The sequence below is a fragment of the Bradyrhizobium sp. BR14999 genome (genome assembly GCF_056106085.1).
In genome coordinates, this window is the sequence record NZ_CM148536.1 from 8,361,035 (window position 1) to 8,386,964 (window position 25,930).

The following is a 25,930-nucleotide window of genomic DNA, read 5'->3' on the forward strand; positions in this document are numbered from 1 at the left end:
GCTTGCGGCGCCGTGCCCTTTCGCGTTCCTGTGGCCTGGATCAGCTGTAGATCTCGAACAGGCCGGCGCCGCCCTGGCCGCCGCCGATGCACATGGTGACGACGCCCCACTTGGCCTTACGGCGCGCGCCTTCCTGCAGCAAATGGCCGGTGAGCCGCGCGCCGGTCATGCCGAAGGGATGGCCGATCGCGATCGAGCCGCCGTTGACGTTGTACTTGGCGGGATCGATGCCGAGCTTGTCGCGGCAATACAGGCACTGGCTGGCGAAGGCTTCGTTGAGCTCCCACAGATCGATGTCGTCGATCTTGAGGCCGGTGCGCTTCAGCAGCTTCGGAATCGCGAACACCGGGCCGATGCCCATCTCGTCGGGCTCGCAGCCCGCGGTCGCCCAGGCAACGAAGCGGCCGAGCGGCTTGAGGCCACGCTTCTCGGCGTCCTTGGCTTCCATCAGCACCACGGCGGCGGCGCCGTCGGAGAGCTGGCTGGCATTGCCGGCGGTGACGAACTTGCCGGGACCCTTGACCGGCTCGAGCTTGGCAAGGCCTTCCATCGTGGTGTCGGGCCGGTTGCACTCGTCGCGATCGACGACGTAGTCGACGATCGACTCCGCCTTGGTCTGCTTGTCGACCACTTTCATCTTGGTCTTCATCGGGACGATCTCGTCCTTGTACTTGCCGGCCTGCTGCGCCGCGGCCATACGGCGCTGCGATTCCAGCGAGAACTCGTCCTGATATTCGCGGCTGAGCTTGTAGCGCTCGGCGACGATGTCGGCGGTGTCGATCATCGCCATGAAGATGTCAGGCGCGACCTTGAGCAGTTCCGGATCGATCAATTCCTTCGGCGAGCCGCCGCCCGGAATCGAGATGCTCTCGACGCCGCCGGCGACGATGCAATCGGCGCCGTCGGAGCGGATCGAGTTGGCGGCCATCGCGATGGTCTGCAGCCCCGAGGAGCAGAAGCGGTTCACCGAGACGCCGGCGGTGGTCTTCGGCAGGCCCGCGAGCAGCGCCGCCTGGCGGCCGATGTTCGGCGCGCCATGGGCGCAATTGCCGAGATAGCAGTCCTCGACATAGTCCTTGTCGACGCCGGCGCGCTTCACCGCGTGCTGGATCGCGTGGGCCGCGAGCGACATCGGCGCCGTGATGTTGAACCCCCCGCGGCCGGATTTGGCAAGACCTGTGCGCGCATAGGAAACGATGACGGCTTCACGCATTGTGTTCTCCCTTTTCGAACGATTTTGAACGGAGCGTCCTTATCGCCATTGGTACACAAAGTTTGGCGAGCGCGGGAAAAATAAAACGCCGCCTCCAGGTGATGGAGGCGGCGTTGTTCCGCGCGTCGGAATATCTATGCGAGTGTCACTCTATCCACGCGTCATGCCCGGGCTTGTCCCGGGCATCCACGTTCTTCGTGACACTGGGCAAGGCGTGGATGGCCGGGTCAAGCCCGGCCATGACGAGAGGCAAGAGTTTCGCCTCAGAACGTCAGCGCCTTGGCCTGCTTGACCTGCGGCAGCGCCTGCACCTTGGCGAGCAGGTCCGTCGGCACCGCGCCGTCGACCTCGACGAGGGCAATGGCATCGCTGCCGGGTGCGACGCGGCCGAGATGGAAGGTCGCGATGTTGATCTTGGCATCGCCGAGCAGGCTGGCGAACCTGCCGATGAAGCCGGGCTTGTCCTCGTTGGTGACGTAGATCATCGACTTGCCGAACTCGGCATCGACGCGGATACCCTTGATGTCGACGAGGCGCGGCTTGCCGTCGGCATAGACGGTGCCGGAGACCGACCGCTCCTGCCGCTCGGTGGTGACGGTGACGGTGATCAGGCTCTCATAGTCGCTCTGGGCGGCGCGCACGATCTCGTCCACCACCATGCCGCGCTCCTTGGCGACGACGGGGGCGGACACCACGTTGACCTCGCCCAGCATCGGCCGCAGCAGGCCCGACAGCACCGCGGAGGTGATCGCCTTGATCTTCATCTCGGCGACGTGGCCCTCATAGGTGATCTCGACCTTGAGGATGCCGCTTTCGGTGAGCTGGCCGGCGAACGAGCCGAGCTTCTCGGCGAGCGCGATGAACGGCTTCAGCTTCGGCGCCTCTTCCGCGGTGATCGAGGGGAAGTTGACCGCGTTCGAGATCGCACCGGTGAGCAGATAGTCCGACATCTGCTCGGCGACCTGGAGCGCGACGTTCTCCTGCGCTTCCGTGGTGGAGGCGCCGAGATGCGGCGTGCAGATCACGTTGGGATGGCCGAACAGCACGTTGGACGTCGCAGGCTCCTCGATGAAGACGTCGAAGGCGGCGCCCGCGATGTGCTTGGAATTGAGCGCATCGACCACCGCCTGCTCGTCGACGAGGCCACCACGGGCGCAGTTGATCAGGCGCACGCCCTTCTTCATCTTGGCGATCGCGGCCGCATCGATGATGTTCCTGGTCTTCTCGGTCAGCGGCGTATGCAGCGTGATGAAGTCGGCGCGCTTGAGGAGATCGTCGAGATCGACCTTCTCGACGCCGATGTCCTTGGCGCGCTCCGGCGACAGGAACGGATCGAACGCGATCACCTTCATGCGCAGGCCGAGCGCGCGGTCGGCGACGATCGAGCCGATATTGCCGCAGCCGACGACGCCCAGCACCTTGCCGGTGATCTCGACGCCCATGAAGCGGTTCTTCTCCCATTTGCCGGCCTGGGTCGAGGCGTCGGCCTGCGGAATCTCGCGGGCGAGCGCCAGCATCAGGGTGATCGCGTGCTCGGCGGTGGTGATCGAATTGCCGAACGGCGTGTTCATCACGATGATGCCCTTGGCCGTGGCGGCGGGAATCTCGACATTGTCGACGCCGATGCCGGCGCGGCCGATCACCTTCAGCTTCGTGGCCTTGTCGATAATCTTGGCGGTCGCTTTCGTCGCGGAGCGGATCGCGAGGCCGTCGTAATTGCCGATGATCTCGGCGAGCTTGTCCTTGTCCTTGCCGAGATTGGGCTGGAAGTCGACCTCGACGCCGCGGTCCTTGAAGATCTGCACGGCTGCGGGCGAGAGCGCGTCGGAAATGAGAACTTTGGGTTTGGTCATGGGGATGATCCTTCGCCTTCCCTAACGGGAGGATCGGCCTGCGATGGCCGGAATTGAATGAGGCTTTGTCTTCCCCCTCTTCCCGTTCTTACGGGGAGAGGGTTGGGTGAGGGGCAGCCACAGGCGAAGGTGCAAGCGGAGAGAGCCCCTCACCCGGATTGCTGCGCAATCCGGCCTCTCCCCGTAAGAACGGGGAGAGGCGAAAAGAAAATCACGCCGCCTTGGCCAACTGCGCCTTGGTCTCGGCAAAGGCCCAGTCGATCCACTGCGTCAGCAGCTCGACGTCCTTGGCCTCGACGGTGGCGCCGCACCAGATGCGCAGGCCGGCCGGGGCATCGCGGTAATAGGCGAAGTCGAAGCCGGCGCCTTCCTTCTCGACCAGCGCGACCAGCTTCTTGGAGAAGTCGGCCTGCGCGTCCTCGGAGAGCGAGGTGATCGCGGGATCGGTGAACTTCAGGCACACCGAGGTGTTGGAGCGGATCGACGGATCCTTCGCCAGGAAGTCGATCCACGGCGTCTTCGCCTTCCAGTCGGCGAGCACCTTGGTGTTGGCGTCGGCACGCGCGATCAGCGCCTTGAGGCCGCCGATCGACTTGGCCCAGTTCAGCGCATCGAGATAGTCCTCGACGCAGAGCATCGAGGGCGTGTTGATGGTCTCGCCGACGAAGATGCCTTCGTTGATCTTGCCGCCCTTGGTCATGCGGAAGATTTTTGGCAGCGGCCAGGCCGGCTTGTAGGTCTCGAGCCGCTCCACAGCGCGGGGCGAGAGGATCAGCATGCCGTGCGCGGCCTCGCCGCCGAGCGCCTTCTGCCAGGAGAAGGTGACGACGTCGAGTTTTGCGAAATCGAGCGGCTGCGCAAAAGCGGCCGAGGTGGCGTCGCAGATCGTGAGCCCTTCGCGGGTCGCGCTGATCCAGTCCGCGTTCGGCACGCGCACGCCTGAGGTGGTGCCGTTCCAGGTGAAGACGACGTCGCTCTTGGGATCGACCTTGGAGAGGTCGGGGATCTCACCATAGGCTGCGTTCAGCTTGGTGACGTCCTTGAGCTTCAATTCCTTGACGATGTCGCTGACCCAGCCTTCGCCGAAGGATTCCCAGGCGATCGTGGTGACGGGCCGCGCACCGAGCAGCGACCACAGCGCCATCTCGACCGCGCCGGTATCGGAGGCCGGTACGATGCCGATGCGGTAATCGGCGGGGACCTCGAGCACTTCGCGCGTCAGATCGATCGCGAGCTTGAGCTTGGCCTTGCCGATCTTCGCGCGATGCGAGCGACCGAGGGCTGCGTCCTTGAGATTTTGGGCGTTCCAGCCGGGGCGCTTGGCGCAGGGGCCGGAGGAGAAGTGCGGCACATTCGGCCGCGAAGCGGGCTTCGCTACAGTCATCATCTACCCTTCCAGATAGTAAGCCTCCCGTTGGGGGGAGGTGTCCCGCCGCGGCTGATACGGGAATCGGGAAGAGCAGTCAAGGAAGTTCCGGCGTCTCACGGGGGAGTGAAGGCGCCTCTGGCGCGATACCAGGGGATTCGACGGCAGCGAGCGCATTCAGCAAGTCCGTGGCCTCGCTGATCAATTGCGCGGCTCTGCGGCGGCTGCCGACCTTCAATATGCATTTGTCATTGGCCTGCACGACGTAGTCGTTGCCGACCTTGATCATCGAATAGCTTGTCATCGAAATCCCCGAACCGACCGAGCTCGGTGTCTGACGCTGCCGTAGCACCATTCGTTCCTGTACAGACATGAACGACGGGCGGGTAGTTTATCAGCTCTTAAGATGAACGTATGCGCGATCCGAATGTGCTGATTGCGCAACGCCCGCGACCAGAGCCCCATTCCGATACAATCGGAACGGGACTCTGGATTTTTGTATTGACGCGTTTTCTTTACGCGAACCGGTATCCACTTCGCTCGAAAACGCTCTTGTTGCCTCAAAAGCGGACAGTCATGCCCACATGACTCGCAGCGAATCCGAGCCGCGTGTAGAAGCGCTGCGCATCGACGCGCGTCTGATGCGTCAGCAGCTCGACCAGATTGCAGCCGCGTGATTTCGCTTCCGCGATCGCCCATTGCACCAATCGCTCGCCGATGCCACGGCTGCGACAATCGGAAGCAACGCGGACGTCTTCGAGCAGGCCGCGCACGCCGCCTTGCGAGCTGATGCCGGGCAGGATCGCGAGTTGCAGGCAGCCGACCACCCTGCCCTCGCTCTCGGCGACCACGAGCATCAGATTCGGATCGCGCTCGACCCGCGCGAATGCCTCGTCATAGGCGGCGGGCAGCGGATCCTCGACGCGCTCACGCCCGCGTCCGAGATGATCATCGGCGAGCATCGCCACGATCGCGGCGACATCGTCGCGGCGCGCGCGGCGAATGGAAACGGCCTCAGTGTTCATGCGCGTTACTCCAGGCTCAGCGCGCCGGCGCAAGGCTGAGAAACGCCTCGGCCTCGTCGATCCAGCGACGGACGGCCGCATGGCGAGCGAGATCGAAGCCGCCCTCATGCGCAACGCGGGTATAGGCGAGCAGCGAGACATCCGCGAGCGAAACCGCCTCACCAGTGAAGAAGCGGCTGACCGAAAGATGCTGCTCCATGCGGTCGAGCGCCGCATAGCCGCGCTTGACCTTCTCGGGGTCGAGCTCGGATGCCTCCTTGCCGAGATAGACCAGGAGGAAACGGCACACCGCGATATAGGGCTCGTGGCTGTACTGCTCCCAGAACAGCCATTCGTCCATCTTGGCGGCAATGAAGGCGTCGCGCGGAACGAGCGCGCTGTCGCGGGCGAGATAGCGGATGATGGCGTTGGATTGGGCCAGCGTGCGGCCGTCGTCGAACGCGACGGTCGGCACCTGACCGGCGCCGTTCATCTTCAGGAATTGCGGCGTGCGGGTCTCGCCCTTGCGTGTGTCGATTTCAATCCACTGGTAGTGCAGCGCGAGCTTGTCGCAGACCCACTTCACCTTCAGACAATTGCCGGAATTGCTATCGCCGTAGATCTGCATCGCCGCCGCCCTGCTTTTGAGCGACAGAGCATCAGGACGGACGGGAGCTGTCAACCGCGGCGTGCGCGGCCGCGTCAGAACTTGTAGCCGAGGCCGGCGCGGACGGTGTTGATGCTGGTGTCGACCTGGGAGGTGAAGCGGATGTATTCGTACTCCGCACGCATGAACAATCCGCCGACCAGGTTGACGTCGACGCCGAGACCGGCGGTGTAGCCGTAGATCAGGTGATTGTGCTGGGCATCGGTCGAGCTCAACGGCGCGAGCGGCGTGTAGGTCCCCAACTGGGTCGCGCTCACGCGATCCTGCACGTTGGCAGTGCGCACAATGTCCGCATTACCGAGCGCGAGACCCGCAAACATGTAGGGCAGAAAGCATCCCCATGAGTAAGCGGCGCGGCCGCGGAACGTTCCGATGTCGCTGATGCTGATCGAAGATGTGGAGGTCGCCGTGACATCATGGAAATTGCCGTCTGCCAGTGCAGTGGCGCTGACACGCCTTTCGCTGGCCGACGACATTCCTCCGAACTTGCCGTGCAGCCAGCTCACTTCGAGGCCCATCACGACGTCGTCCCACTGCGCATTGTAGCCGACGAAGGCGCCGTAACCGGTCGTGCGCTGCGAGGCCTTGCCCAGTCCAAGATTCCACTGGGACACGCCCATCGAGCTCTCGATCAACGTATCCGCCAGCAATGCAGCCATCATGTTGCTGGTCGAGCCGTTGAAGTTCTCGTCGGACGAGCCATAACCGGCCTGCGCTCCGATATACGAGCCTTGCCAGTTGACTGTGGAGGTGCTCAGACCGTCGGTGAAGCTGCCGCGCAGGATCGGCAGGTCCGGCATGTCGGCCGCATGCGCGGCGGACACCGTCCCCAACATCGCTGCCGCCACCATCAGCCTACGCATCGCAACGCTCCATCGGACTCGAACTGTTGCGATGATCATCGCCTGTTAACCTTAACCAATGGTTGCGTTCGCCACGTTCGTCGCTGTCGCGCCATGAAAAATCCGCAAAGCAAAACGGCGCGGGATGAACCCGCGCCGTTAAGACGTCTTAAGCGATGAGGCTGACGATCAGCCCTTGGTGACCAGCGGCGGCGGCGCGTAGACCGGCGGGCTGTTGAGATCCCAGCGCACGCCGAGCTTGACGTCGTGCGAGGTGAGCTCCTTGATCTTGATCGAGGTCGGACCCGAGGCGCTGTTGTCGAACAAGCGGAAGTTGCCGGGCGCTGCGTCGCCGAGGTTCATGTAGCTGTAGGCCAGTTCGACGGTGAAGCCGGGATTGACCTTGTAGGCGAGACCGGCGTGGGCGGCCCAGGCGAAGTTCCACTTTCCGTTGTCGGCGAAGTAGGCGACGCTGTTGGACAGGGTGCCGCCGCTGAATGACACGCCGTCATCACGGAAGCCGCTGATCTTGTTGTAGGAGCCGCCGACACCGGCACCGACGAACGGAGTGATGCACCACCAGGTGCCGAGATCGACATAGGCGTTGGCCATGACGACCCACTCGGACTTGCTGCCGCTGTAATTGTTGGAGCCGACGAAGCCGGGCCCAATGACGTTGTCGGCACCATGCAGATTAGCCTTGCCCCGGTACTGGCCGATCACGTCCGCACGAAACCAGTTGTTGAAGCGATAGCCGACACCGAGATCGAACAGCGGCGACGAGTCGAAGCCGAGTCCCTCCGTCGTCCTCGTAAACCCCGGCGCTACGGCGGCGTCGATGCGCTTGGCGCTCTGGTTGGTCATGCCGATGTCGCCGCGGAGATACCAGCCACCGAAGTCGGCGGGCTGAGCGGGCGGCGCGTACATCGGAGGGGGCGCTGCGATCGGCATATCAGCGGCGAACGCCATCGACGAGATCAGGGTTGCCGCACCCGCGGCAAGGAGAGACTTAACGCTACGCATTTTGGCTTCGTCCTTATGGCCGGTGAGGCAAAAATGCAGACGCCCCACGTTCTGGAAACTCACGACCCGGACGATGGCAGCAAATGTTTAAGCGCCACTTAACCCTAATTTTTAAGGTTGATTTTTTCTCACCATACACGCGCGCGCCGCGCCAGCGTTGCAAGAATGCCGCGCCAAATGCGACGACCTCGCCGCAATTCCTAACGATGTGTGAAACCGCAACGCGGCGAGAGAGGATGCGTTAACGCGCGTGCCGCGGCAGCCTGGGCAGGAACACGGCAAGGCCTTCGACCGCCGTCTCTTAAGAACGCCGATGCTTGCATCGGCTACGGCGCAGCGGCGAGACGGGTAAGGCATCTCTCCGCTAGCTCGGAATCGTAGGGTGGGCAAAGGCGCACTTGCGCCGTGCCCACCATCAATCCAACACTGCAAATGAAACGGTGGGCACGCTTCCGCCTTCGTTCTTCGAGCTACGGCGGACAAGTCGCTTTGCCCACCCTACGTCACTGCGGGAGAAGGAAGACCTTACGCCGCCGCCTGGCCGAGCGCGGAGACGATGGTGTCGACGACGTCCTCGACCAGGATGCGGTCCTCGCCCTCGCCCATGACGCGGATCACGGGTTCGGTACCGGAAGAGCGGATCAGGAGACGGCCGCAGCCGTTGAGGCGTTTCTCGCCGTCGGAGATCGCCGACTTGACGTCGGAATCGTCGAGCGGCTTGCCGCCCTTGTGGCGGACGTTCTTCAGGATCTGCGGCAGCGGATCGAAGCGGTGGCAGACTTCGGACACGGGACGGCGCAGCTTCTGCACCACCGCCAGCACCTGCAAGGCCGCAACGAAGCCGTCGCCGGTGGTGGCGTAGTCGGACAGGATGATGTGGCCGGATTGCTCGCCGCCGAGATTGTAGCCGCCGTTCAGCATCTGCTCGAGCACGTAGCGGTCGCCGACGGGCGTGCGGACGAGATCGAGCCCCTGCCCGTTCAGGAAACGCTCGAGGCCGAGATTCGACATCACGGTCGCGACGATGCCCGGCCGCGACAGCCGGCCGTCTTCCTTCCAGCTCTGCGCGATCACCGCCAGCAGCTGGTCGCCGTCGACGAGATGACCGCGCTCGTCGACCAGAATGACGCGATCGGCGTCACCGTCGAGCGCGATGCCGATATCGGCGCGCATCTCGCGGACCTTCTTCGACAGCGCTTCCGGCGAGGTCGAGCCACATTCCTTGTTGATGTTGAAGCCGTCGGGCTCGACGCCGATCGGAACGACGTCGGCACCCAATTCCCACAGCGCTTCCGGCACCACCTTGTAGGCAGCGCCGTTGGCGCAATCGATCACGACACGCAAGCCATCCAGCGACAGATCGCGCGGCAGCGTGCGCTTGGCGAATTCGATGTAGCGGTCATGCACGCCGTCGATGCGGCGGGCGCGGCCCAAGCTCGCGCTCTGCGCGAGCCTCTTGTCGAGGGATTCGTCGAGCAGCTGCTCGATCTGCCGCTCGACGTCGTCGGAGAGCTTGAAGCCCTGCGGGCCGAACAGCTTGATGCCGTTGTCCTCGAACAGATTGTGCGAAGCCGAGATCATCACGCCGAGATCGGCGCGCATCGACTTGGTCAACATCGCGACCGCCGGCGTCGGCATCGGGCCGACCAGCAGCACGTCCATGCCGACCGAGGTGAAGCCAGCGACCATCGCATATTCGATCATGTAGCCGGACAGGCGGGTGTCCTTGCCGATCACGACCCGGTGGCGGTGGTCGCCGCGCTGAAACGCAAGGCCTGCGGCTTGGCCGACCTTGAGCGCGAGCTCCGGCGTGATCAGTCCGTTGGCGCGGCCCCGAATCCCGTCCGTCCCGAAATATTTGCGGCTCATATCGTCCCCCAGGCAACAATCAGGGGTCCCCTCGACAACCACGGGCTGCCCGAAAAGGCCCCGCATCCCTGATTTGCTGAGCTCTTATAAAACCATCGCGGCTAACTTGGCTTCAAAAAATATGATGAATCATTACGGAACCGGGCCCGCCGCGTGCCCGATAACGTATTGTTAACACTATATTTCCCTGCAGGGAAGCCGGAACGGACGGAACCCGGCCTAGCCGGTGCGCTTCACATGGCCGTCGCCGCGGCTCGGCGGTGGCTGGGTGACATTGACGGGATCGGAGGCCGGAAAGGTCTCTTCCAGGCCTTCTTCCAGCGCTTCCTCGAGGTCGCGCTTCTCCTTGATCTCTTCCGGCGAAGGTGCGGCGTGCGGCCTCGTCATGGCGCCCTCCTCTCAAACGATTTGGCTGTGCATCTAACCATGCTAGATGACCCCGAAATCATCCGATGCAAGACGGGCCGGGGAAACGATCATGAAGCACATCACCTGTATCGACGATCTTCGCGCGCTGCATAAGCGCCGCGTGCCGAAGGCGTTCTTCGACTATTGCGACCGCGGCTCCTATGCCGAGGAGACGCTGCGCGCCAACCGCGAGGACATGCAGGCGATCAAGTTCCGCCAGCGCATCCTGGTCGACGTCTCCAAGCGCGACACCTCGACCACGATCCTCGGCGAGCCCTCGACCATGCCGCTGATCCTGGCGCCCGTCGGCTTGCTCGGCATGCAGCATGGCGACGGCGAGATCCATGCCTGCCGCGCCGCGCAGGCCGCCGGTATCCCGTTCACGCAATCGACCATGTCGATCTGCTCGATCGAGGACATCGCCGCCAATGTCGAGAAGCCGTTCTGGTTCCAGCTCTACGTCATGAAGGACCGCGGCTTCATCAAGGATCTGATCCAGCGCGCCATCGCGGCCAAATGCAGCGCGCTGGTGCTCACCGTCGACCTGCAGGTGATCGGCCAACGCCACGCCGACATCAAGAACGGCATGACGGTGCCGCCGGAATGGTCGCTATCGAAGCTTCTGGATTTCGCCAGCAAGCCGGCCTGGGTCTCCGGCGTGCTGCAAGGCAAGCGCCGCACCTTTGGCAACATCGCCGGCCACGTGAAGAACACCGAGGATCTGAACCGCCTCGCCGAATGGACGGCGTCGCAGTTCGACACCTCCTTGAGCTGGAAGGACGTCGAGTGGGTCCGCAGCATCTGGCCGGGCAAGCTCATCATCAAGGGCATCCTCGACGTCGAGGACGCCGAGGAAGCCGCCAAGACCGGCGCGCAGGCCCTCGTCGTCTCCAACCATGGCGGCCGGCAGCTCGACGGCGCGCCGTCCTCGATCGAGGTGCTGCCCGAGATCGCGGACGCGGTCGGCGACAAGATGGAGATCATGTTCGACGGCGGCATCCGCTCCGGCCAGGACGTGATGCGCGCGCTCGCGCTCGGCGCAAAATCCTGCATGATCGGCCGCGCCTACGCCTATGGCTTAGGGGCCGGCGGCCAGGCCGGCGTCGCCAAGGCGATTGACATCATCCAGAAAGAGCTGCTCACCACCATGGGCCTGTGCGGCGTCAACAGGATCGACGAGATCGACGATCACGTCATTGCGGTGTGAGGCGAAACCGTCGCGTCAAACATAGCCGTCGTCCCGGACAAGCGCGCCCTAAGCGCGCGCCGATCCGGGACCCATAGCCACAGGCGGACGTGGCTACGGGGACTCGGAGTTACCTCCTTCGCGCAACAACTTGCCCCCGTGGTTATGCGTCCCGGACAAGCGTCAGCGCAGATCCGGGACGACACTGGGGGTGTGGCTGCAGCTCCGCTCACATCGGCGGCGTGACGCCGTCACGGCCGACGCCGACGCGGTTGGTCTCGAAAGAGCCGTCCGGCAATTGCTTCGTGAAGGCGATGATCTTGGCGCCGGCTTTGAGCTCGGACTTCTCGCCCGGCACATAAGTGACCACCGGGGTGTTGTCGGCGACGAACACCTTCTTCTCGCCGTCCTTGTACTTGACTAGCAGCGTGTGGCCGTCATTGCCGACCACGCTCTCGGCGACCGTCGCATTGGTCATGCTGGAATTGGGCTTGAGATCCCAGGGCCGCGAGCCCTCCCCGGTGCCGCGCATGCTCTCCGGAAAGACGTGGACCTCGACCGCATTCTGGCCGCCGTTCGGCCCAGGCACGGTGGTTGCGCCAATGAACGAACCCGGCTTGATGTCGGCGAGTGAAATCTTGGTGATGCCTGCGACGTTCACGTCAGAGGCGATGTGAAGCTTGACGTCTTCGCCGCTGCGCGACTTGACCTGCATGGTATCGCCATTGACGCTCTCGATCGTTCCGCGCACGCGCGTCGGCACCGGCGCTTTCTGGGCGAGGGCGCCGTAGGTCGAGAGGGCCACCATTGCGACGGCGAGAAGTGGACGTGTGAAAGTTGCACGTTGAACAGACATGACGGTCTCCGGTTATCCCCACGGAGGGAGAACTCCGGAACAGCCGCGCTATTCTTTCAAGTCTTTGTGAGATCGGCCTCGACCAGCGCGCGCAGCTCGGCGGTGACCTCCGGCCGCTGGCCGAACCACAGCTCGAAGCCGCGCACCGCCTGATGCAGCAGCATGCCGAGCCCGTCGGCGGTCTTCAGACCGCGCGCTTTTGCTGCTGCAAGCAGCGGCGTCACCAGCGGGACATAAACGAGATCGGCGACCACGGCCGCTTGCGGCAGGCGCGCAACATCGACATCGAGTGAAGGCTGGCCATGCATGCCGAGCGAGGTCGTGTTCACGAGAAGTTTTGCACGCGGCAGAACGTCGTTGATCGCATCCCATGCAACGGGGTGCACGTTCGGCCCGAACTGTCTTGCCAGCGTCTCCGCCCGCGCGATGGTGCGATTGGCGAGATGGATGCGCTTGATGCCCCGCTCGCGCAGCCCGAACACGACGGCGCGCGAGGAGCCGCCGGCCCCGAGCACCAACGCCTCCTCAGCCGTATCCCAGCCGGGCGCGCTGGCGTCGAGATTGCCGATGAAGCCTTCGACGTCGGTATTGGTGGCGTGCAGCTCGCCGTCTTCGAACCATAGCGTATTGGCCGCGCCGACGGCCGTTGCGCGCGCATCGGGTTTCGATAGCGCCAGCACGCCCTCCTTGTGCGGGATGGTGACGTTGGCACCGACGAAGCCGCGCAGCGACAGCCGCAGCACGAAGTCGCGCAGGCCCTCGGGCGGAACCGCCTCGATGACGTAGCCGCCCTCGATCCCGAGCGTGCGCAGCCAGTAATGATGAATCAGCGGCGAGCGCGAATGCGCCGCCGGCCATCCGATCAGACAAGCGGCGGGAGCCCTGGTCACGTCATCCTTCCCTCAAGCGATGTGGAAGGCGATCCATTTCGCGTCCCGAAGGCTCTGTCAAGCGCACGAGCGCCGCATCGCCACGGCGCCGTCAGCTCGCGGCAACCTCATCGGCCTCGGGCTGCGTTGCGCGGCCCTTGATATCGGCAATCGCGCGCTCGAGGCTCTGGCGATAGCGCGCGCGCGGCGGCGTCACGCCATGGGTGAGCAGCGCGCGGCGAACCGCCGGCGATGCCCCCGTGATGAACAGCCTGATGCCCTGGCGATGGGCCTTGGCGGCGACGCGCCCGAGCACGTTCGCCGCGGTGGAGTCCAGGAACGGCACCGCGGCGAAATCGACTACGAAGGCCTTGCGCTGGTCGGCGACGCCGTCGAGCACGCCTCCGATCGCAGAGGCGGCGCCGAAGAAGAACGCACCGGTGATGCGATAGACCAGCACGTCGCGGTCGACCGCCAGCGCGGAATCGTAGGGAACGCGCGCACCGTTGCTGTCATCGGGGCGATCGGGGACCACCAGCGGCGTGCGCTCCTCGATGCCCGTCATCTCCGCCATGCGGTGGATGAACAGCACCGCGCCGAGCGCGAAGCCGACCAGAATGCCTTCGGTCAGATCGCGGAAGATCGTGAGCAGGAAGGTTGCGAGCAGCACGACGGCATCGCCCCATGACGAGCGCAGGAGCGTCGCGAATTCCTGCTTCTCCGCCATGGTCCAGGCCACCACGACGAGCACGGAGGCGAGCGCTGCGAGCGGAATGTAGCTTGCGAGCGGCGCCGCGATCAGCATGAACAGCAGCAGGAAGATCGAATGCAGCATGCCCGCGAGCGGGCCGCGCGCGCCCGCGCGGATGTTGGTCGCGGTGCGCGCAATCAGGCCGGTGACGCAGATGCCGCCGAACAGCGCCGAGCCGATATTGGCGACGCCTTGCGCCACCAGCTCGCAATTGGAGCGATGACGGCGTCCGGTCATGCCGTCGGCCACCACGGCCGACAACAGCGATTCGATGGCGGCCAGCAGCGCGAACGCAATCGCATCCGGCAGCACGGCCTTTGCCTTCTCCAGCGAGAACGCGGGCAGCGCCGGCGAGGGCAGCTCGCGCGGAATGCCGCCGAAGCGCGAACCGATGGTCTCGACCGGCAGCGACAGCACGGCGCTGGCGACCGCCGCGAGCGCAACCGCGATCAGGATGCCGGGCCAGGACGGCCGCCAGCGCCGCAAGGCGGCGATGATGACGATGCTGCCGATCGCGACCACGACGGCCGATGGATTGATGGTGTTGAGGCCGCCGGCGAGCGCAACGAGCTTGGGAACGAATTCGCTGGGCTCTTTCCCGGCCAGCGTGATCCCGCCGAGATCGCGGAGCTGGCTCGCAAAGATTATGACGGCGATGCCGGCGGTGAAGCCGACGGTCACGGGATAGGGAATGAACTTGATGTAGGTGCCGACCCGCAACAGGCCCGCGGCGACCAGGAATAGCCCCGCCATCATGGTGGCGAGGATCACGCCGTCGACGCCGTGCCGCTCGGCCGTCACCGCAACCAGGACGATGAAGGCGCCCGCGGGTCCGCCGATCTGGAAGCGGCTGCCGCCGAGCAGGGACACGACGAAGCCACCGACGACGGCGGTGTAGAGGCCGCGGTCCGGTGTCACGCCCGAGGCGATCGCGATCGCCATCGACAGCGGCAGTGCCACGATCGCGACGGTGAGGCCGGCGAAGACGTCGGCGCGAAAGTCCGCGACGCCGTACCCCTCACGCCAAATGGTGACGAGCTTTGGCAAATACAATTCGACAAGGGTCGGCCGGCGAAGCTGATGCAGTTGGCCCGCTTGATCGCTTGTGATGCTCATGCCCACGATGCTCCGAAGCATCGTGCGTCCCGTGTTGCCGAGGTGCGACGATGCGCTATCCCATTCCTGATCCCGAGCATGATCAACGCCCGATCATGCCCCCACCCGCCGCGGCGGCCCCGGCTCCTTGAGGCGAACGCCGCGCCCGCCAATGTCGCTGCGCGCCTGCTCGCCGATCAGCTCGACGCCGGCCCGATCGAACGCCTCGACCACCTTGATCAGGGTCTCGACCACGCCGCGAACATTGCCGGTGCTGGCTTCCATCCGCTGGATGGTCGGCAGCGAAACGCCGGCGAGCTCGGCCAGGGTTTTCTGGTCAATGCCGAGCAGCGCCCGCGCTGCCCGCATCTGGAACGACGTGATCACCGTGGCCTCACGTATCAGAACCTATAAATGATATCTGGGACATATACAATGATATAAAATACATCATATGAGGCCGGGCGCAAGGGACTGCCCATCTACCTCCTTCGTCATTGCGAGGAGCCCGCGACAAAATTGCAAAGCAATTTTGCGCTGGTGCGACGAAGCAATCCAGACCGCCTCCGCAGAGACATTCTGGATTGCTTCCGCCTTCGCCAAAGGCTTCGGCGGACAAGTCGCTGCGCTCGCAATGACGGAGGTTGGGCGCGGGTTCGGCTCAATGAAATGCCGCATCCGCGGAGGCAGCCCCTCACCCCACCCTCTCCCCGTGAAGAACGGGGAGAGGGAGTGAGAGGCCGGTTGCCTCACTTACAGATCACGCCGCGTGCTGATGGGCGGCGATGATCTGGTCGGCGGCGCGGCCGGTCACTTCGGCCATGTGGTCGAACTGGCGGGTGAAGCTGCCGGCGCCGGCGGTGGCCGAGCGCAGCTCGACGATGAGTTCGCCGATCTCGGCTTCCGGCATCATGGCGCGGACGCAGTCCCAGCCGCTCCAGCCGTCGCGCGTGTCGAAGCCGAGGATCTGGCCACGCCGCGCCGACAGGATCGCGTTGATCTTGGCGGTGGCGTCGGTCGGGCAGACGATCTCGACCATGTGGATCGGCTCGAGCAACACCGGCTGGCATTGCGGCAGGCCCTCATTGAGTCCGACCCGCGCCGCCGTGCGGAAGGCGAGGTCCGACGAGTTGACGCTGTGATAGGAGCCGTCGGTCAGCGTCACCTCCACGTCGGTGACGGGGAAACCGAGCGGGCCGCGCGCCAGCCCGTCGACGACGCCTTCCTCCACCGCCGGGATGTAGTTGCGCGGCACCGCGCCGCCGACCACCTTCTCGGCGAACTTGAAGCCGTCGCCGCGCGGCAGCGGCCTGATGTCGAGCACGACATCGCCGAACTGGCCGTGACCGCCGGACTGCTTCTTGTGACGCCCGCGCTGGGTGATCGGCTTGCGGATGGTCTCCTGATAGCCGATCGCGGGCGGATGCGAGGTGACCTTGACGCCGAAGCGGTCTCGCAGCCGCTCGCCGGCCACGCGCAGATGCATCTCGCCCTGGCCCCACAGCACGGTGTCATGGGTCTGAGCGTTCTGCACCACGACCAGCGAAGGATCCTCCTCGTGCAGCCGGGCCATCGCCTGGCCGAGCTTCACGTCGTCCTTGCGATCTGTGGCCGCGATCGAGATCGCGAGCACCGGCGGCGTCGGCTCCACGGCGACGAGCGCAGCCGGCGGGGTCTTGCCGCTCGAGACGGTGTCGCCGGTCTTTACGGGATCGAGCTTGGCGAGCGCCACGGTGTCGCCGGCTTCGGCCGAGGCACGCTTGGTATCGTAGGCGCCGTTGACGGCGAGGATACCGGAGATGCGCCCCGTGCCGCCGGCTGAGGATTGCAGCGTCGCACCATCGTCGAGATGGCCGGCGAGCAGCCGCGTCAGCGACAGCTTGCCGCCGTGCTGCGAATGCAGCGTCTTGAAGACGTAGCCGAGCGCATCCTTGGTGTCGGGAACGCCGAGACGTTTTGCGGTCTCCGCAACGCCGGGCGCCTCGTGGCGCAGCGCTTTCATCAGACGCAGCACGCCGTTTTCGCGCGCGGCGGCGCCCAGCAGCACCGGACAGATCAGCCCTTCGCGCAATTCGCGGGCAAGGTCGTCGAACACGGCATCGCGCGGCGGCTGGATGTCTTCGAGCAGCTGCTCCATCAGCGCATCGTCGTGGTCGGCGAGCTTCTCCAGCATCGAGAAGCGAGCCTCCTTCTCGCGGTCGAGATTGCCGCCTTCGAGCGCGATCACCTCGGAGGCCTTGTGCTCGCGATAGACGAAGGCGCGCTCCAGCGCGAGATCGACGAAGCCCTCGATCAGCTCGCCGTTCCAGATCGGAATCTGGCGCAGCACCAGCGGCACGCACGAGGCGGGCTGGAGCATTGCGAGCGTCTCGCGGATGCGCTCGCTGGCGCGGTCGATCTTGTTGAGGAACAGGAAACGCGGGATCTTCAGCTCCTCCAGCTCGCGCAGGATGATCTGAAGCTGCGGCAGCTTCTTCTCGTCGGCCTCGCAGACCACGACCGCGGCATCGACCGCGGGCAACACGGCGCGCATATCGTGGGCGAATTCGACGGAACCGGGACAGTCGAGGAAGGTGTAGCTGTCACCCATGAAACTCGTGGTGGCGGCAGTCAGCCCGACGGTCATCTTGTGATCACGGGCCTCTGGCGTGGCGTCGCCGACGGAAGTTCCGGCATCGACGCTGCCGGCGCGCGGGATCGCACCCGTTCGCGCCAGGATTGCTTCGAGAAGTGTGGTTTTACCGCTTTGGAATGGGCCCACCAGCGCAATGCACCGTGGACCTCGGGGACTTCTGACGTCTTGTCCCATTCGCCGCCTCCTTCTTGTGGAGCTCGGCCCATGATTGGGTCGGCAAACGCAGATGCTCTGCCCGTCCCCAAGATTTGGCAAGCATCAAACGTCGCTGCGGTGCGTCGTCGGTATTCACCTCTCCCGGAGGGAGAGGTGAGTCTCGTAGCTGGCTCAGTCAATTAGAATTGACGACGGCTCAACGCCCCGGACGAAGTTCCAGGCTCTCCAGACCCGCGGCGACGTTGAGGCCGACCTGACCCTGCACGCTGAGCGGCTGGAGCGCGATCGAATTGTTGGAGCCGCCGACCAGCACGTTGCCACCAAGCCCGACGCCGACCGAGGCGCTGCCCTGCGCGCCCGCGTAATTGCCGGAGAGATCACCGGGGCCAAGCCGGTCGACCGGCGCGAACACGCCCCAGGCGAGCGCCGTCTCCTGGGTGATGCCGATGTCGAGGCCGACTTTGCGGATGGTCGCGACGTAGCGGTCGTCGGGCAAGCCGTCGGCGCGCAGCACGCAGCCGAGATGGGTCACCGATCCCACGATGAAGCCGACGCTGGCGCCGCCGCGACATTCGAGCACGCCGATCCGCGTCATCCGTTGCTGCGCGCCGGCAGCAACGACGGAGACAACGAGGCTTGCGGCGGTGAGCCCGGCGAGGAGGAACGAACGGCGCATGAAACGTCTCCGGCGATGAAGGTGATTGCGAGCAGGAAGGACGCGGCACACGCCGCGCGATCGTCTATGCCACAAGAGTCTTGGCGGTGCCAGATCGGACATATCTGGAATCGAATTCGCGGAAAGAGACCCCTCACCCCACCCTCTCCCCGTAAGAACGGGGCGAGGGAGTGCGCGAGCCTGCGCCCCTCGCGATGCGAGAAGAATTAGAGTGCGCAATCGGACGCGACTTAACCTCTCCACGCCCTTCTGCGGGGAGAGGTCGGATCGCGCAGCGATCCGGGTGAGGGGCATGGCAAGATGCCGACCAGAACAAAGGACCGTCCGACTCCGCTTATCGAAACACAACAAAAAAGGCCCGCACGAAGCGGGCCTTTTCAATTTGCAACTGTCGCGACAGGCTTACCGCAGATTGCCGCAAAAGCGCTGGATGCGCTTGCAGGCGTCTTCGAGGTCGGAGGTCTTGGTCGCATAGGAGATGCGGAACGCAGGTCCGAGGCCGAAGGCCGAGCCCTGCACCACGGCGACGCCTTCGGTCTCCAGCAGCTCGGTGACGAACGTCTCGTCATTGTCGATCACCTTGCCCGACGGCGCGGTCTTGCCGATGGTGCCGGCGCAGGACGGATAGACGTAGAACGCGCCTTCGGGCCGCGGGCACTCGATGCCCTTGGCCTGGTTGAGCATGGAGACGACGAGGTCGCGGCGCTCCTTGAACACCTTGTTGTTGGCGGGAATGAAGTCCTGCGGACCGTTCAGCGCTTCGACCGCCGCCCATTGCGCAATCGACGACGGGTTCGAGGTCGATTGCGACTGGATCGTCGACATCGCCTTGATCAGCTGCGCCGGGCCGCCGGCATAGCCGATGCGCCAGCCGGTCATGCAATAGGCCTTCGACACGCCGTTCACGGTGAGCGTGCGGTCGTAGAGTTTCGGCTCGACCTGCGCGACCGTGGTGAACTGGAAGTCGTCATAGACGAGATGCTCGTACATATCGTCGGTCATCACCCAGACATGGGGATGCCTGAGCAGCACGTCGGTGAGCGCCTTCAGTTCGGACTTGGTGTAGGCAGCTCCCGTCGGATTCGACGGCGAGCACAGGATCACCCATTTGGTCTTCGGCGTGATCGCGCGCTCCAGCGCCTCGGCCTGGAGCTTGAAGCCGGTCGCGGCGGTGCAGACCACCGGCACCGGCTCGCCGCCGGCAAGCGCCACCATTTCAGGATAGCTGACCCAATAGGGCGCGGGAATGATCACCTCGTCGCCCGGATTGATGGTTGCCATCAGCGCGTTGTAGAGCACCTGCTTGCCGCCGGTGCCGACGATGATCTGGTTCGGCTTGTAGGCGACGCCGTTCTCGCGCTGAAACTTGCCGATGATGGCTTCCTTCAGCTCGGGGATGCCGTCGACCGCGGTATACTTGGTCTTGCCGGCCTCGATGGCGCGGATCGCCGCCAGCTTGATGTTGGCGGGCGTGTCGAAGTCGGGCTCGCCGGCACCTAAGCCGATGACGTTGCGGCCCGCCGCTTTCAGCGCGCGTGCTTTATCCGTGACCGCGATGGTCGCGGACGGCTTCACACGGTCGAGCGCAGCGGCAAGGAAGGACATCGTCATCTCCTGACAAGCGTCGTGAAGCCCTCGGCCTCACGACTCTGATTGTGGGAATGAGCCACCCTAAAACGTGAGCCGCTGCACCGCAAGAAACTTCGGCCCGATCCCGCAAAAGTTTGCGGATTTCCCGCGTTTCGAGGCGCGATTGACCGCAATGTTCCGCAACTTTGCCGACCAAATTCCTCATATCCGGCAAGGCTTGTCCTCGGAGCAATTGATAGCCGGGTCCCGGGCATCCACGTTCTTCGAACCGCTTGACGCGGCGTGGATGGCCGGGACCTAGCCGAGCGGAAGCGATGGCGTCCTTCGGTCGGCTATGCCCGGCCATGACAACGCGGAAGCACTAGCGCCCTAACCCGATGCATACGGTCGTCCGCGGACTTCACGATTGCGCGGAGCAACGCATTTGTTTGCTGACGCAAGCGTGATCTCGGTTGCACGGTCGCGCGGAAATGATCTTCCGTGGCGCTGCAGTGCGGTAGGGTTTTCGAGTTTTTCTATGGGCCGGCTCTTGCGGCGGATTCGCATCGGCATCATTGTCTAGCCGCGCTGCAGGGCAGCCAGCGCCGCACCTTTCTATCCTCGGAAACGAACTCCCAGAATGTACAAGCTCTATTCGATGCAGCGCTCCGGCAATAGCTACAAGGTCCGCCTTGCGCTGGCGCTGCTCAACGTGCCCTATGAGGCCATCGAGATCGACATTCTGCGCGGCGAGAGCCGCACGCCGGACTTTCTGTCGAAGAACCCGTCCGGCCAGGTGCCGCTGCTCGAGGTCGGGAACGACCGCTATCTCGCCGAGTCCAACGCCATCCTATGGTACGTTGCCGTCGGCACGCCGCTCGCACCGGAGAACCGCATCGACCGCGCCGAGGCGCTGCAGTGGATGTTCTTCGAGCAGCACGCGCTCGAACCCAACATCGGCGCGGCCTATTTCTGGCTATCGCTGGTCAAGGGCGGCCGCGATCTGCAGACCCATTCGCTGGAGGATTGGATGGAGCGCGGCTATGGCGCGCTCCAGGTGATGGAGAACCATCTCAAGTGCAACGCCTATTTCGCCGCCCGCCAGCTCACGGTCGCCGATATCGCGCTCTATGGCTACACCCATCTCGCCGACCGCTGCGACTTCGATCTTTCGACCTTCCCGGCAGTCCGGGACTGGCTGAAGCGCGTGGAAGCTGCGCCCGGCTTCGTGACGATGGACTGGCGCCCGGCCGACATCGACGACCCCGCCAGCATTGCCGCGGGCGCCTGACAGGCCTGCCCCCTGCTCGGGCAAATAGCGGGCATAAGGGCCGCCTTTGCCGCAATGTCGCCGCTTTCGGCGCGACAGCCGCCGCAATATTGCCGGTTGAAACTGGGAAATTGTGGAAAGTCGCGGGTGATTCGCTCGCGTGTTGAGGGATTTAGACCCATGATTCGGGCGTCCGGCACGGCAGGCTTTCAGGGCCAATCCGCCACCGTCGCGTCTTCCCGGCTGACCAACGCGGTCGCGGCCTCGCTCGCCGTCGCCGCACTCTCGCTGTGCCTGATCGTCACTCTGACGGTGATGTCGACCAAGGCGACCATGGCGATGGGCCTGCCGATCTGATTCCCGTTTCATCCTGGACCAGCCTTCAAGGCGCCGTGCGGCCCGCGCCGACCGGCATTGCGACAGGACGTCGATGAAGTCACCTGTGGTAGTCGTTGCGATCACGCTGACTGCGGCCATCCTGGTCGCGGCATCGCTGTTGATTTTCACCGGCATGCGCAAGAGCTCGGGCAGCTCGACGCTGAATGCGCCTGCGCTGCAACAGCGTCTCAGGCACGCGCATTTGGTCTAAAATCATCCGAAAGATTTGCGCTCCGCCGCAAGCGCCCATTAAGCGCATCGCGCGAAATCGCATCGCATCGGCGCAACGATCCGCCAGTGTTGCGGTCTTACCTCGTGGGGGAGGAGCGAGACTGGCCCATGCGGTTCGGATGGCGCGCGATCTCCGGTCCGGTGCTGACGGCAGCGACCCTGCTGCTGGCGATGCTCTTCGATCGCGTCGTCCCCACTCCCTCGCCTGCGCCGCTGCTGGTCTGCCTCGTGGCGCTGGCCGGCGCGCTGTCGGGCCTCGCCTCGGCCATGACCAGTGCAGCGGTCGCGGTGATCGGCGCGGCACTGCTCTTCCTCAACCATCACGGCGTCTCCGGCTATGGCAACGCGGATCTGGTCCGGCTCGGCCTCCTGGCAATCACGGTTGCCGGCACCGCTGGCATCACCGGTCTGATGCGCGCGCGGATGCTCGGCACATTCGCGGCCGAGCGCCAGAGCCACGCCACCGCCGCACGCCTGTCGGCCGCGCTCGACCAGATCGATATCGGCGTCGTGCTGCTCGATGCCGAGACGCGGGCCGAATTCATCAACCGCGCGTTCCGCGAATATTTTGCGGTGCCGGACCAGATCGCCGACGGCAAGCCGCCCTTCATCGCGCTGATGTATCACGGCCGCGACACCGGCGCGTTCGAGCTGCCCGAGGACGAGCTCGGCACCTTCATCGCCCAGCGCATGGAGATGGTGCGGATCGGCGATGCCACGCCGATCAACATTGCCTTGCGCAACGGCGAGGTGCTGCGTTTCGTCTGCACCGCGCTGCCCGACGGCGGCCGCATGCTGAGCTACACGCCGGTGACCGACCTCGTGCGCCACACCGATGCGCCGGCGAGCGCCGACTACTACCGCTCGCTGCGCGATCCCGCGAACCGAAGGCTGATGAGCTATCTGCGCGTTGCGGAGTAGGCGCGGCAACGTGCGCGCATCGTACGCCGGCGCTCGCGGATACAGCCCCTCACCCTACCGTCTCCCCGTAAGAACGGGGCGAGGGAGCGAGAAGCCGGTGCGCACCTCACTTTCGACTGTGCCGATATCTCAACCTCTCCCCGCCCTTCTGCGGGGAGAGGTCGGATCGCACAAGCGATCCGGGTGAGGGGCAAGGCAAGCTGTCGCCACGACTAAGTGTCCATCCGACTCGCGAGACAAATTGATCAGCAAGCCCGTCATGGGTATGAAGTATCCTTCATCGATCGCGGAAATTCACATGTCCCTCACCATTCGCTCCGTTACGAAGCAGGACTACGATCAATGGCTGCCGCTGTGGGACGGCTACAATGCCTTCTACGGCCGTTCGGGCCCAACCGCGCTCGCGCCCGAGATCACGCGCATGACGTGGCAGCGTTTCTTCGACGCCTATGAGCCGGTGCATGCGCTGGTCGCCGAGAGCGACGGCCAATTGCTCGGCCTGACGCACTATCTGTTTCACCGCAGCACCACCGCAATCGAGCCGTCCTGCTATTTGCAGGATCTGTTCACGCTTGAAGCCACGCGCGGCAAGGGCGTCGGCTCCGCGCTGATCCATGGTGTGTATGAACGGGCGAAACTGGCGGGATCGCCGCGCGTCTACTGGCAGACGCACGAGACCAATCTCACGGCGCAGAGCCTGTACGACAAGGTCGCGGAACGCTCCGGCTTTATCGTCTATCGCAAGCTGTTCTGATTCCTTTCCACACCCTGTGGATAAGTCCCGCTGTCACCCTCGCGTAACATAGCGGGATTACGCTCACGCCTGCGTCTGATCAGGCCCCCCGTCACCGATCAAGCGCCCCAAGCGGTCCCCGTCAGTCGCCGCGTCTGACAGGGGCCGCATTTTTTTGTCCGCCTCATGGGCATGGCAGCAGCGCGGCGAGCGGCTTGCTGATGGGGGGCGCCGTGGTCAGAATGCGCCGCGGCTCATCTGACAGGATCTCCCATGGACATTCGCAATCTCGGCGCTTCCGGCCTGCGCGTCTCTGCGGTCGGGCTCGGCTGCAACAATTTCGGCCAGCGCACAGATCTGGAGACCTCGCGCAAGGTGATCCATCGCGCGCTCGATCTCGGCATCACGCTGTTCGACACTGCCGACATCTATTCGAACATGGGCGGCTCGGAGACGGTGCTCGGCGCCGTGCTGGGCGACCGCCGCAAGGACATCGTGCTGGCGACGAAATATTCGAAGCCGATGGCGGAGGACGGCACCAAGCAGGGCGCCTCGCGCCGCTACATCATGAGCGCGGTCGAGGCGAGTCTGAAGCGGCTCAAGACCGACTACATCGACCTCTACCAGCAGCACGATTATGATCCGCTGACGCCGATCGAGGAGAGCCTGCGCGCCCTCGACGATCTCGTCCGGCAGGGCAAGGTCCGCTACATCGGCAATTCGAACTTTCCGGCCTGGCGCGTCGCAGAGGCGGAGTACGTCGCACGCGCGATGAATGTCAGCCGCTTCGTCTCCTGCCAGGACGAATATTCCCTCCTCGTGCGCGACATCGAGAAGGATCTGTTGCCGGCAGCAACGGAATACAAGCTCGGATTATTGCCGTTCTTCCCGCTCGCAAGCGGACTTCTGACCGGCAAATACCGAAGGGGCGAGGCCGCGCCTGACGATACCCGCTTCGGCAAGGTGCCGCGGCTGCGCGACCGCTACGTCACGCCGCGCAACGAGGACATCGTCGAGAAGCTCACGGCCTTCGCCAAAACACGCGGGCACAGCATGCTCGAGCTCGCCTTCTCCTGGCTCGCCGCGCGCCCGCAAGTGTCGAGCGTGATCGCCGGCGCCACCAGCGTCGAGCAAGTCGAGGAGAACGTCAAGGCGATCGCCTGGCAGCTCAGCGCGGAGGAGATGGCGGAGATCGACAAGATCACTCTGAGCTAAACTCTGCGGCGCGCTACTTCGCGCCGCGCCCCACCGTCTGCATCACCTCAAAACCTTCGAACTGGGGATGGCCGAGATAGAGCGGCTTGTTGTCGCCGGCCTTGTGATGCGCCGCGCGAAACGCCTCCGACTTGGTCCACGCCTCGAACGCCGCGTAATTCGCCCAGACCGTGTGCGAGGCGTACAGCGTGTGGTCCTCGAGCTCGGGTCCCCGCAGCAGGTGGAATTCGACGAAGCCCGGCACCTTGTCCAGATGCGTGTCGCGCGTGAGCCAAACCTGCTCGAAAGTGGCCTCGGAGCCCTTGGCGACTCGGAAGCGGTTCATGGCGATGTACATGGGTGATTTCTCCTGTAGGCGCAATCGTCAGGGACGCGATGCTCTCTCGCTCCCTCGCCCCGTTCTTACGGGGAGAGGGTGGGGTGAGGGGCTGCCTCCGCGAGCTCGGTCTGAATTGTAGTCGAAGCGCATGAGGCACGCACCTTCATCGTACGAGTCGGATGGATTTTTGATGACGGCTACACCGTGCCCTGCCCCTCACCCGGATTGCTTTGGACGATGCTTCGCATCGCCAAGCGCAATCCGACCTCTCCCCGCAAAGAGCGGGGAGAGGTTAAGTGCGCCTCGATGGACCTTTCGATTGGTCTGGCATGTAAGGGACATACCGCTCTCTCTCGCTCCCTCGCCCCGTTCTTACGGGGAGAGGGTGGGGTGAGGGGCCGCCTCCGCGAGCTCGGTCTGGATTATAGTGAGAACACCTTCGATATTTTCAAGAACGTCATTGTTCCAGAAGCGAAGCACCCTGTAACCTTTCTCTGCTAGACGTTCATCACGAATTGCATCTGTTGCAGATTCATTGTGCCGACCGCCATCAACTTCGATGATGAGCCGCTTCTCCCGGAACACGAAATCACATATGTACCCGATGATCGGCTCTTGCCGCACGAACTTGTGTCCATCGATCCTCCGATTGCGAATGCGATTCCAGAGAACCGTCTCCGCATCCGTCTGATTGACGCGAAGGCGTCGTGCGAGTCGGATGGACTTCTGATCGTGGCCGCGCATTGCCCCCTGCCCCTCACCCGGATTGCTTTGGACGATGCTTTGCATCGCCAAGCGCAATCCGACCTCTCCCCGCAAAAAGCG

General features: G+C 64.3%; 26 protein-coding genes. 7 read left to right on the plus strand and 19 right to left on the minus strand.

The genetic code is table 11. From position 1 onward, the window contains the following. Nucleotides 1-40: 40 nt before the first annotated feature. The 10 genes from ACR9YP_RS38935 to ACR9YP_RS38980 form a co-directional block, all read right to left on the minus strand. Entirely contained in the window at nt 41-1,213 is a 1,173-nt protein-coding gene (locus ACR9YP_RS38935; protein WP_438105073.1) for a thiolase family protein, read from the minus strand. Nucleotides 1,214-1,476: 263 nt separating this feature from the next. Continuing rightward, the gene (gene serA, locus ACR9YP_RS38940) at nt 1,477-3,066 is read right to left on the minus strand and encodes a phosphoglycerate dehydrogenase (protein WP_128947306.1); all 1,590 of its coding nucleotides are present in this window, start codon (nt 3,064-3,066) and stop codon (nt 1,477-1,479) included. 211 nt (nt 3,067-3,277) lie between these two features. Beyond that, nucleotides 3,278-4,450, minus strand: coding sequence for a phosphoserine transaminase (locus tag ACR9YP_RS38945; RefSeq protein ID WP_438105075.1), 1,173 nt, complete (start codon nt 4,448-4,450; stop codon nt 3,278-3,280). A 79-nt stretch (nt 4,451-4,529) separates the two neighbouring features. Continuing rightward, nucleotides 4,530-4,721 carry a hypothetical protein gene (locus tag ACR9YP_RS38950; protein WP_474218553.1) on the minus strand — a complete coding sequence of 64 codons (192 nt, stop codon included), beginning with the start codon at nt 4,719-4,721 and terminating at the stop codon, nt 4,530-4,532. Between the two features lie 271 nt (nt 4,722-4,992). Continuing rightward, the gene (locus tag ACR9YP_RS38955) at nt 4,993-5,457 is read right to left on the minus strand and encodes a GNAT family N-acetyltransferase (RefSeq protein ID WP_370986270.1); all 465 of its coding nucleotides are present in this window, start codon (nt 5,455-5,457) and stop codon (nt 4,993-4,995) included. Nucleotides 5,458-5,473: 16 nt separating this feature from the next. Further along, on the minus strand, nt 5,474-6,064 hold the full coding sequence (locus tag ACR9YP_RS38960) for a glutathione S-transferase family protein (protein WP_438105078.1): 591 nt from the start codon (nt 6,062-6,064) through the stop codon (nt 5,474-5,476). 74 nt (nt 6,065-6,138) lie between these two features. After that, on the minus strand, nt 6,139-6,966 hold the full coding sequence (locus ACR9YP_RS38965; RefSeq protein ID WP_438105080.1) for an outer membrane protein: 828 nt from the start codon (nt 6,964-6,966) through the stop codon (nt 6,139-6,141). Nucleotides 6,967-7,134: 168 nt separating this feature from the next. Further along, nucleotides 7,135-7,968, minus strand: coding sequence for an outer membrane protein (locus tag ACR9YP_RS38970; protein ID WP_370986273.1), 834 nt, complete (start codon nt 7,966-7,968; stop codon nt 7,135-7,137). Nucleotides 7,969-8,493: 525 nt separating this feature from the next. Continuing rightward, complete coding sequence (glmM, locus tag ACR9YP_RS38975) at nt 8,494-9,837, minus strand: phosphoglucosamine mutase (protein WP_091886618.1); 1,344 nt, start codon at nt 9,835-9,837, stop codon at nt 8,494-8,496. 219 nt (nt 9,838-10,056) lie between these two features. Then, nucleotides 10,057-10,224: a hypothetical protein gene (locus ACR9YP_RS38980; protein WP_164939789.1), complete on the minus strand. Its 168-nt coding sequence runs from the start codon at nt 10,222-10,224 to the stop codon at nt 10,057-10,059. 91 nt (nt 10,225-10,315) lie between these two features. Here ACR9YP_RS38980 and ACR9YP_RS38985 point away from each other — a divergent pair, with 91 nt between their 5' ends. Next, a complete protein-coding gene (locus tag ACR9YP_RS38985) occupies nt 10,316-11,452 on the plus strand; it encodes an alpha-hydroxy acid oxidase (RefSeq protein WP_091886621.1) in 1,137 nt (378 codons plus the stop codon). A gap of 208 nt (nt 11,453-11,660) precedes the next feature. Here the strand turns inward: ACR9YP_RS38985 and ACR9YP_RS38990 are convergent, their stop codons facing one another. The 7 genes from ACR9YP_RS38990 to ACR9YP_RS39020 form a co-directional block, all read right to left on the minus strand. Continuing rightward, a complete protein-coding gene (locus ACR9YP_RS38990) occupies nt 11,661-12,287 on the minus strand; it encodes a hypothetical protein (RefSeq protein WP_370986274.1) in 627 nt (208 codons plus the stop codon). Nucleotides 12,288-12,343: 56 nt separating this feature from the next. Then, nucleotides 12,344-13,177, minus strand: a complete 834-nt coding sequence (locus ACR9YP_RS38995; RefSeq protein WP_438105083.1) for a shikimate dehydrogenase — start codon at nt 13,175-13,177, stop codon at nt 12,344-12,346. Between the two features lie 91 nt (nt 13,178-13,268). Further along, on the minus strand, nt 13,269-15,023 hold the full coding sequence (locus tag ACR9YP_RS39000) for a SulP family inorganic anion transporter (RefSeq protein WP_438105085.1): 1,755 nt from the start codon (nt 15,021-15,023) through the stop codon (nt 13,269-13,271). A 93-nt stretch (nt 15,024-15,116) separates the two neighbouring features. Continuing rightward, nucleotides 15,117-15,389, minus strand: a complete 273-nt coding sequence (locus ACR9YP_RS39005; RefSeq protein ID WP_091886630.1) for a helix-turn-helix domain-containing protein — start codon at nt 15,387-15,389, stop codon at nt 15,117-15,119. A 373-nt stretch (nt 15,390-15,762) separates the two neighbouring features. Continuing rightward, nucleotides 15,763-17,811, minus strand: a complete 2,049-nt coding sequence (locus ACR9YP_RS39010; protein WP_474218554.1) for an elongation factor G — start codon at nt 17,809-17,811, stop codon at nt 15,763-15,765. 178 nt (nt 17,812-17,989) lie between these two features. Beyond that, on the minus strand, nt 17,990-18,469 hold the full coding sequence (locus ACR9YP_RS39015; protein ID WP_438105089.1) for a DUF992 domain-containing protein: 480 nt from the start codon (nt 18,467-18,469) through the stop codon (nt 17,990-17,992). Between the two features lie 402 nt (nt 18,470-18,871). Beyond that, complete coding sequence (locus ACR9YP_RS39020) at nt 18,872-20,074, minus strand: pyridoxal phosphate-dependent aminotransferase (RefSeq protein WP_091887068.1); 1,203 nt, start codon at nt 20,072-20,074, stop codon at nt 18,872-18,874. A 604-nt stretch (nt 20,075-20,678) separates the two neighbouring features. On the opposite strand from ACR9YP_RS39020, the gene ACR9YP_RS39025 reads away from it, so the two are divergent. From ACR9YP_RS39025 to ACR9YP_RS39050, 6 genes are all read left to right on the plus strand, one after another. Continuing rightward, the gene (locus tag ACR9YP_RS39025; protein WP_091886645.1) at nt 20,679-21,329 is read left to right on the plus strand and encodes a glutathione S-transferase family protein; all 651 of its coding nucleotides are present in this window, start codon (nt 20,679-20,681) and stop codon (nt 21,327-21,329) included. 159 nt (nt 21,330-21,488) lie between these two features. After that, the gene (locus ACR9YP_RS39030; RefSeq protein WP_164934664.1) at nt 21,489-21,665 is read left to right on the plus strand and encodes a hypothetical protein; all 177 of its coding nucleotides are present in this window, start codon (nt 21,489-21,491) and stop codon (nt 21,663-21,665) included. Between the two features lie 73 nt (nt 21,666-21,738). Further along, a complete protein-coding gene (locus ACR9YP_RS39035) occupies nt 21,739-21,897 on the plus strand; it encodes a hypothetical protein (RefSeq protein WP_091886648.1) in 159 nt (52 codons plus the stop codon). A gap of 128 nt (nt 21,898-22,025) precedes the next feature. Next, entirely contained in the window at nt 22,026-22,838 is an 813-nt protein-coding gene (locus ACR9YP_RS39040) for a PAS-domain containing protein (RefSeq protein ID WP_128939785.1), read from the plus strand. Between the two features lie 298 nt (nt 22,839-23,136). Further along, nucleotides 23,137-23,592 carry a GNAT family N-acetyltransferase gene (locus ACR9YP_RS39045; RefSeq protein ID WP_438105091.1) on the plus strand — a complete coding sequence of 152 codons (456 nt, stop codon included), beginning with the start codon at nt 23,137-23,139 and terminating at the stop codon, nt 23,590-23,592. Nucleotides 23,593-23,844: 252 nt separating this feature from the next. Then, the gene (locus tag ACR9YP_RS39050; protein ID WP_438105092.1) at nt 23,845-24,786 is read left to right on the plus strand and encodes an aldo/keto reductase; all 942 of its coding nucleotides are present in this window, start codon (nt 23,845-23,847) and stop codon (nt 24,784-24,786) included. Between the two features lie 13 nt (nt 24,787-24,799). Here the strand turns inward: ACR9YP_RS39050 and hmuQ are convergent, their stop codons facing one another. Both hmuQ and ACR9YP_RS39060 read right to left on the minus strand, forming a co-directional pair. After that, complete coding sequence (hmuQ, locus tag ACR9YP_RS39055; RefSeq protein ID WP_370986281.1) at nt 24,800-25,123, minus strand: heme-degrading protein HmuQ; 324 nt, start codon at nt 25,121-25,123, stop codon at nt 24,800-24,802. A gap of 354 nt (nt 25,124-25,477) precedes the next feature. Continuing rightward, nucleotides 25,478-25,849: an endonuclease domain-containing protein gene (locus ACR9YP_RS39060; protein ID WP_438110548.1), complete on the minus strand. Its 372-nt coding sequence runs from the start codon at nt 25,847-25,849 to the stop codon at nt 25,478-25,480. Nucleotides 25,850-25,930: the final 81 nt, after the last annotated feature.

Excerpts from the sequence above, each read along its gene's own strand:
- ACR9YP_RS38935 (WP_438105073.1), bottom strand. The coding sequence starts at position 1,213 with ATGCGTGAAGCCGTCATCGTTTCCTATGCGCGCACAGGTCTTGCCAAA.
- serA (WP_128947306.1), bottom strand. The coding sequence starts at position 3,066 with ATGACCAAACCCAAAGTTCTCATTTCCGACGCGCTCTCGCCCGCAGCC.
- ACR9YP_RS38945 (WP_438105075.1), bottom strand. The coding sequence starts at position 4,450 with ATGACTGTAGCGAAGCCCGCTTCGCGGCCGAATGTGCCGCACTTCTCC.
- ACR9YP_RS38950 (WP_474218553.1), bottom strand. The coding sequence starts at position 4,721 with ATGATCAAGGTCGGCAACGACTACGTCGTGCAGGCCAATGACAAATGC.
- ACR9YP_RS38955 (WP_370986270.1), bottom strand. The coding sequence starts at position 5,457 with ATGAACACTGAGGCCGTTTCCATTCGCCGCGCGCGCCGCGACGATGTC.
- ACR9YP_RS38960 (WP_438105078.1), bottom strand. The coding sequence starts at position 6,064 with ATGCAGATCTACGGCGATAGCAATTCCGGCAATTGTCTGAAGGTGAAG.
- ACR9YP_RS38965 (WP_438105080.1), bottom strand. The coding sequence starts at position 6,966 with ATGCGTAGGCTGATGGTGGCGGCAGCGATGTTGGGGACGGTGTCCGCC.
- ACR9YP_RS38970 (WP_370986273.1), bottom strand. The coding sequence starts at position 7,968 with ATGCGTAGCGTTAAGTCTCTCCTTGCCGCGGGTGCGGCAACCCTGATC.
- glmM (WP_091886618.1), bottom strand. The coding sequence starts at position 9,837 with ATGAGCCGCAAATATTTCGGGACGGACGGGATTCGGGGCCGCGCCAAC.
- ACR9YP_RS38980 (WP_164939789.1), bottom strand. The coding sequence starts at position 10,224 with ATGACGAGGCCGCACGCCGCACCTTCGCCGGAAGAGATCAAGGAGAAG.
- ACR9YP_RS38985 (WP_091886621.1), top strand. The coding sequence starts at position 10,316 with ATGAAGCACATCACCTGTATCGACGATCTTCGCGCGCTGCATAAGCGC.
- ACR9YP_RS38990 (WP_370986274.1), bottom strand. The coding sequence starts at position 12,287 with ATGTCTGTTCAACGTGCAACTTTCACACGTCCACTTCTCGCCGTCGCA.
- ACR9YP_RS39000 (WP_438105085.1), bottom strand. The coding sequence starts at position 15,023 with ATGAGCATCACAAGCGATCAAGCGGGCCAACTGCATCAGCTTCGCCGG.
- ACR9YP_RS39010 (WP_474218554.1), bottom strand. The coding sequence starts at position 17,811 with ATGGGACAAGACGTCAGAAGTCCCCGAGGTCCACGGTGCATTGCGCTG.
- ACR9YP_RS39015 (WP_438105089.1), bottom strand. The coding sequence starts at position 18,469 with ATGCGCCGTTCGTTCCTCCTCGCCGGGCTCACCGCCGCAAGCCTCGTT.
- ACR9YP_RS39020 (WP_091887068.1), bottom strand. The coding sequence starts at position 20,074 with ATGTCCTTCCTTGCCGCTGCGCTCGACCGTGTGAAGCCGTCCGCGACC.
- ACR9YP_RS39025 (WP_091886645.1), top strand. The coding sequence starts at position 20,679 with ATGTACAAGCTCTATTCGATGCAGCGCTCCGGCAATAGCTACAAGGTC.
- ACR9YP_RS39030 (WP_164934664.1), top strand. The coding sequence starts at position 21,489 with ATGATTCGGGCGTCCGGCACGGCAGGCTTTCAGGGCCAATCCGCCACC.
- ACR9YP_RS39035 (WP_091886648.1), top strand. The coding sequence starts at position 21,739 with ATGAAGTCACCTGTGGTAGTCGTTGCGATCACGCTGACTGCGGCCATC.
- ACR9YP_RS39040 (WP_128939785.1), top strand. The coding sequence starts at position 22,026 with ATGCGGTTCGGATGGCGCGCGATCTCCGGTCCGGTGCTGACGGCAGCG.
- ACR9YP_RS39045 (WP_438105091.1), top strand. The coding sequence starts at position 23,137 with ATGTCCCTCACCATTCGCTCCGTTACGAAGCAGGACTACGATCAATGG.
- ACR9YP_RS39050 (WP_438105092.1), top strand. The coding sequence starts at position 23,845 with ATGGACATTCGCAATCTCGGCGCTTCCGGCCTGCGCGTCTCTGCGGTC.
- hmuQ (WP_370986281.1), bottom strand. The coding sequence starts at position 25,123 with ATGTACATCGCCATGAACCGCTTCCGAGTCGCCAAGGGCTCCGAGGCC.
- ACR9YP_RS39060 (WP_438110548.1), bottom strand. The coding sequence starts at position 25,849 with ATGCGCGGCCACGATCAGAAGTCCATCCGACTCGCACGACGCCTTCGC.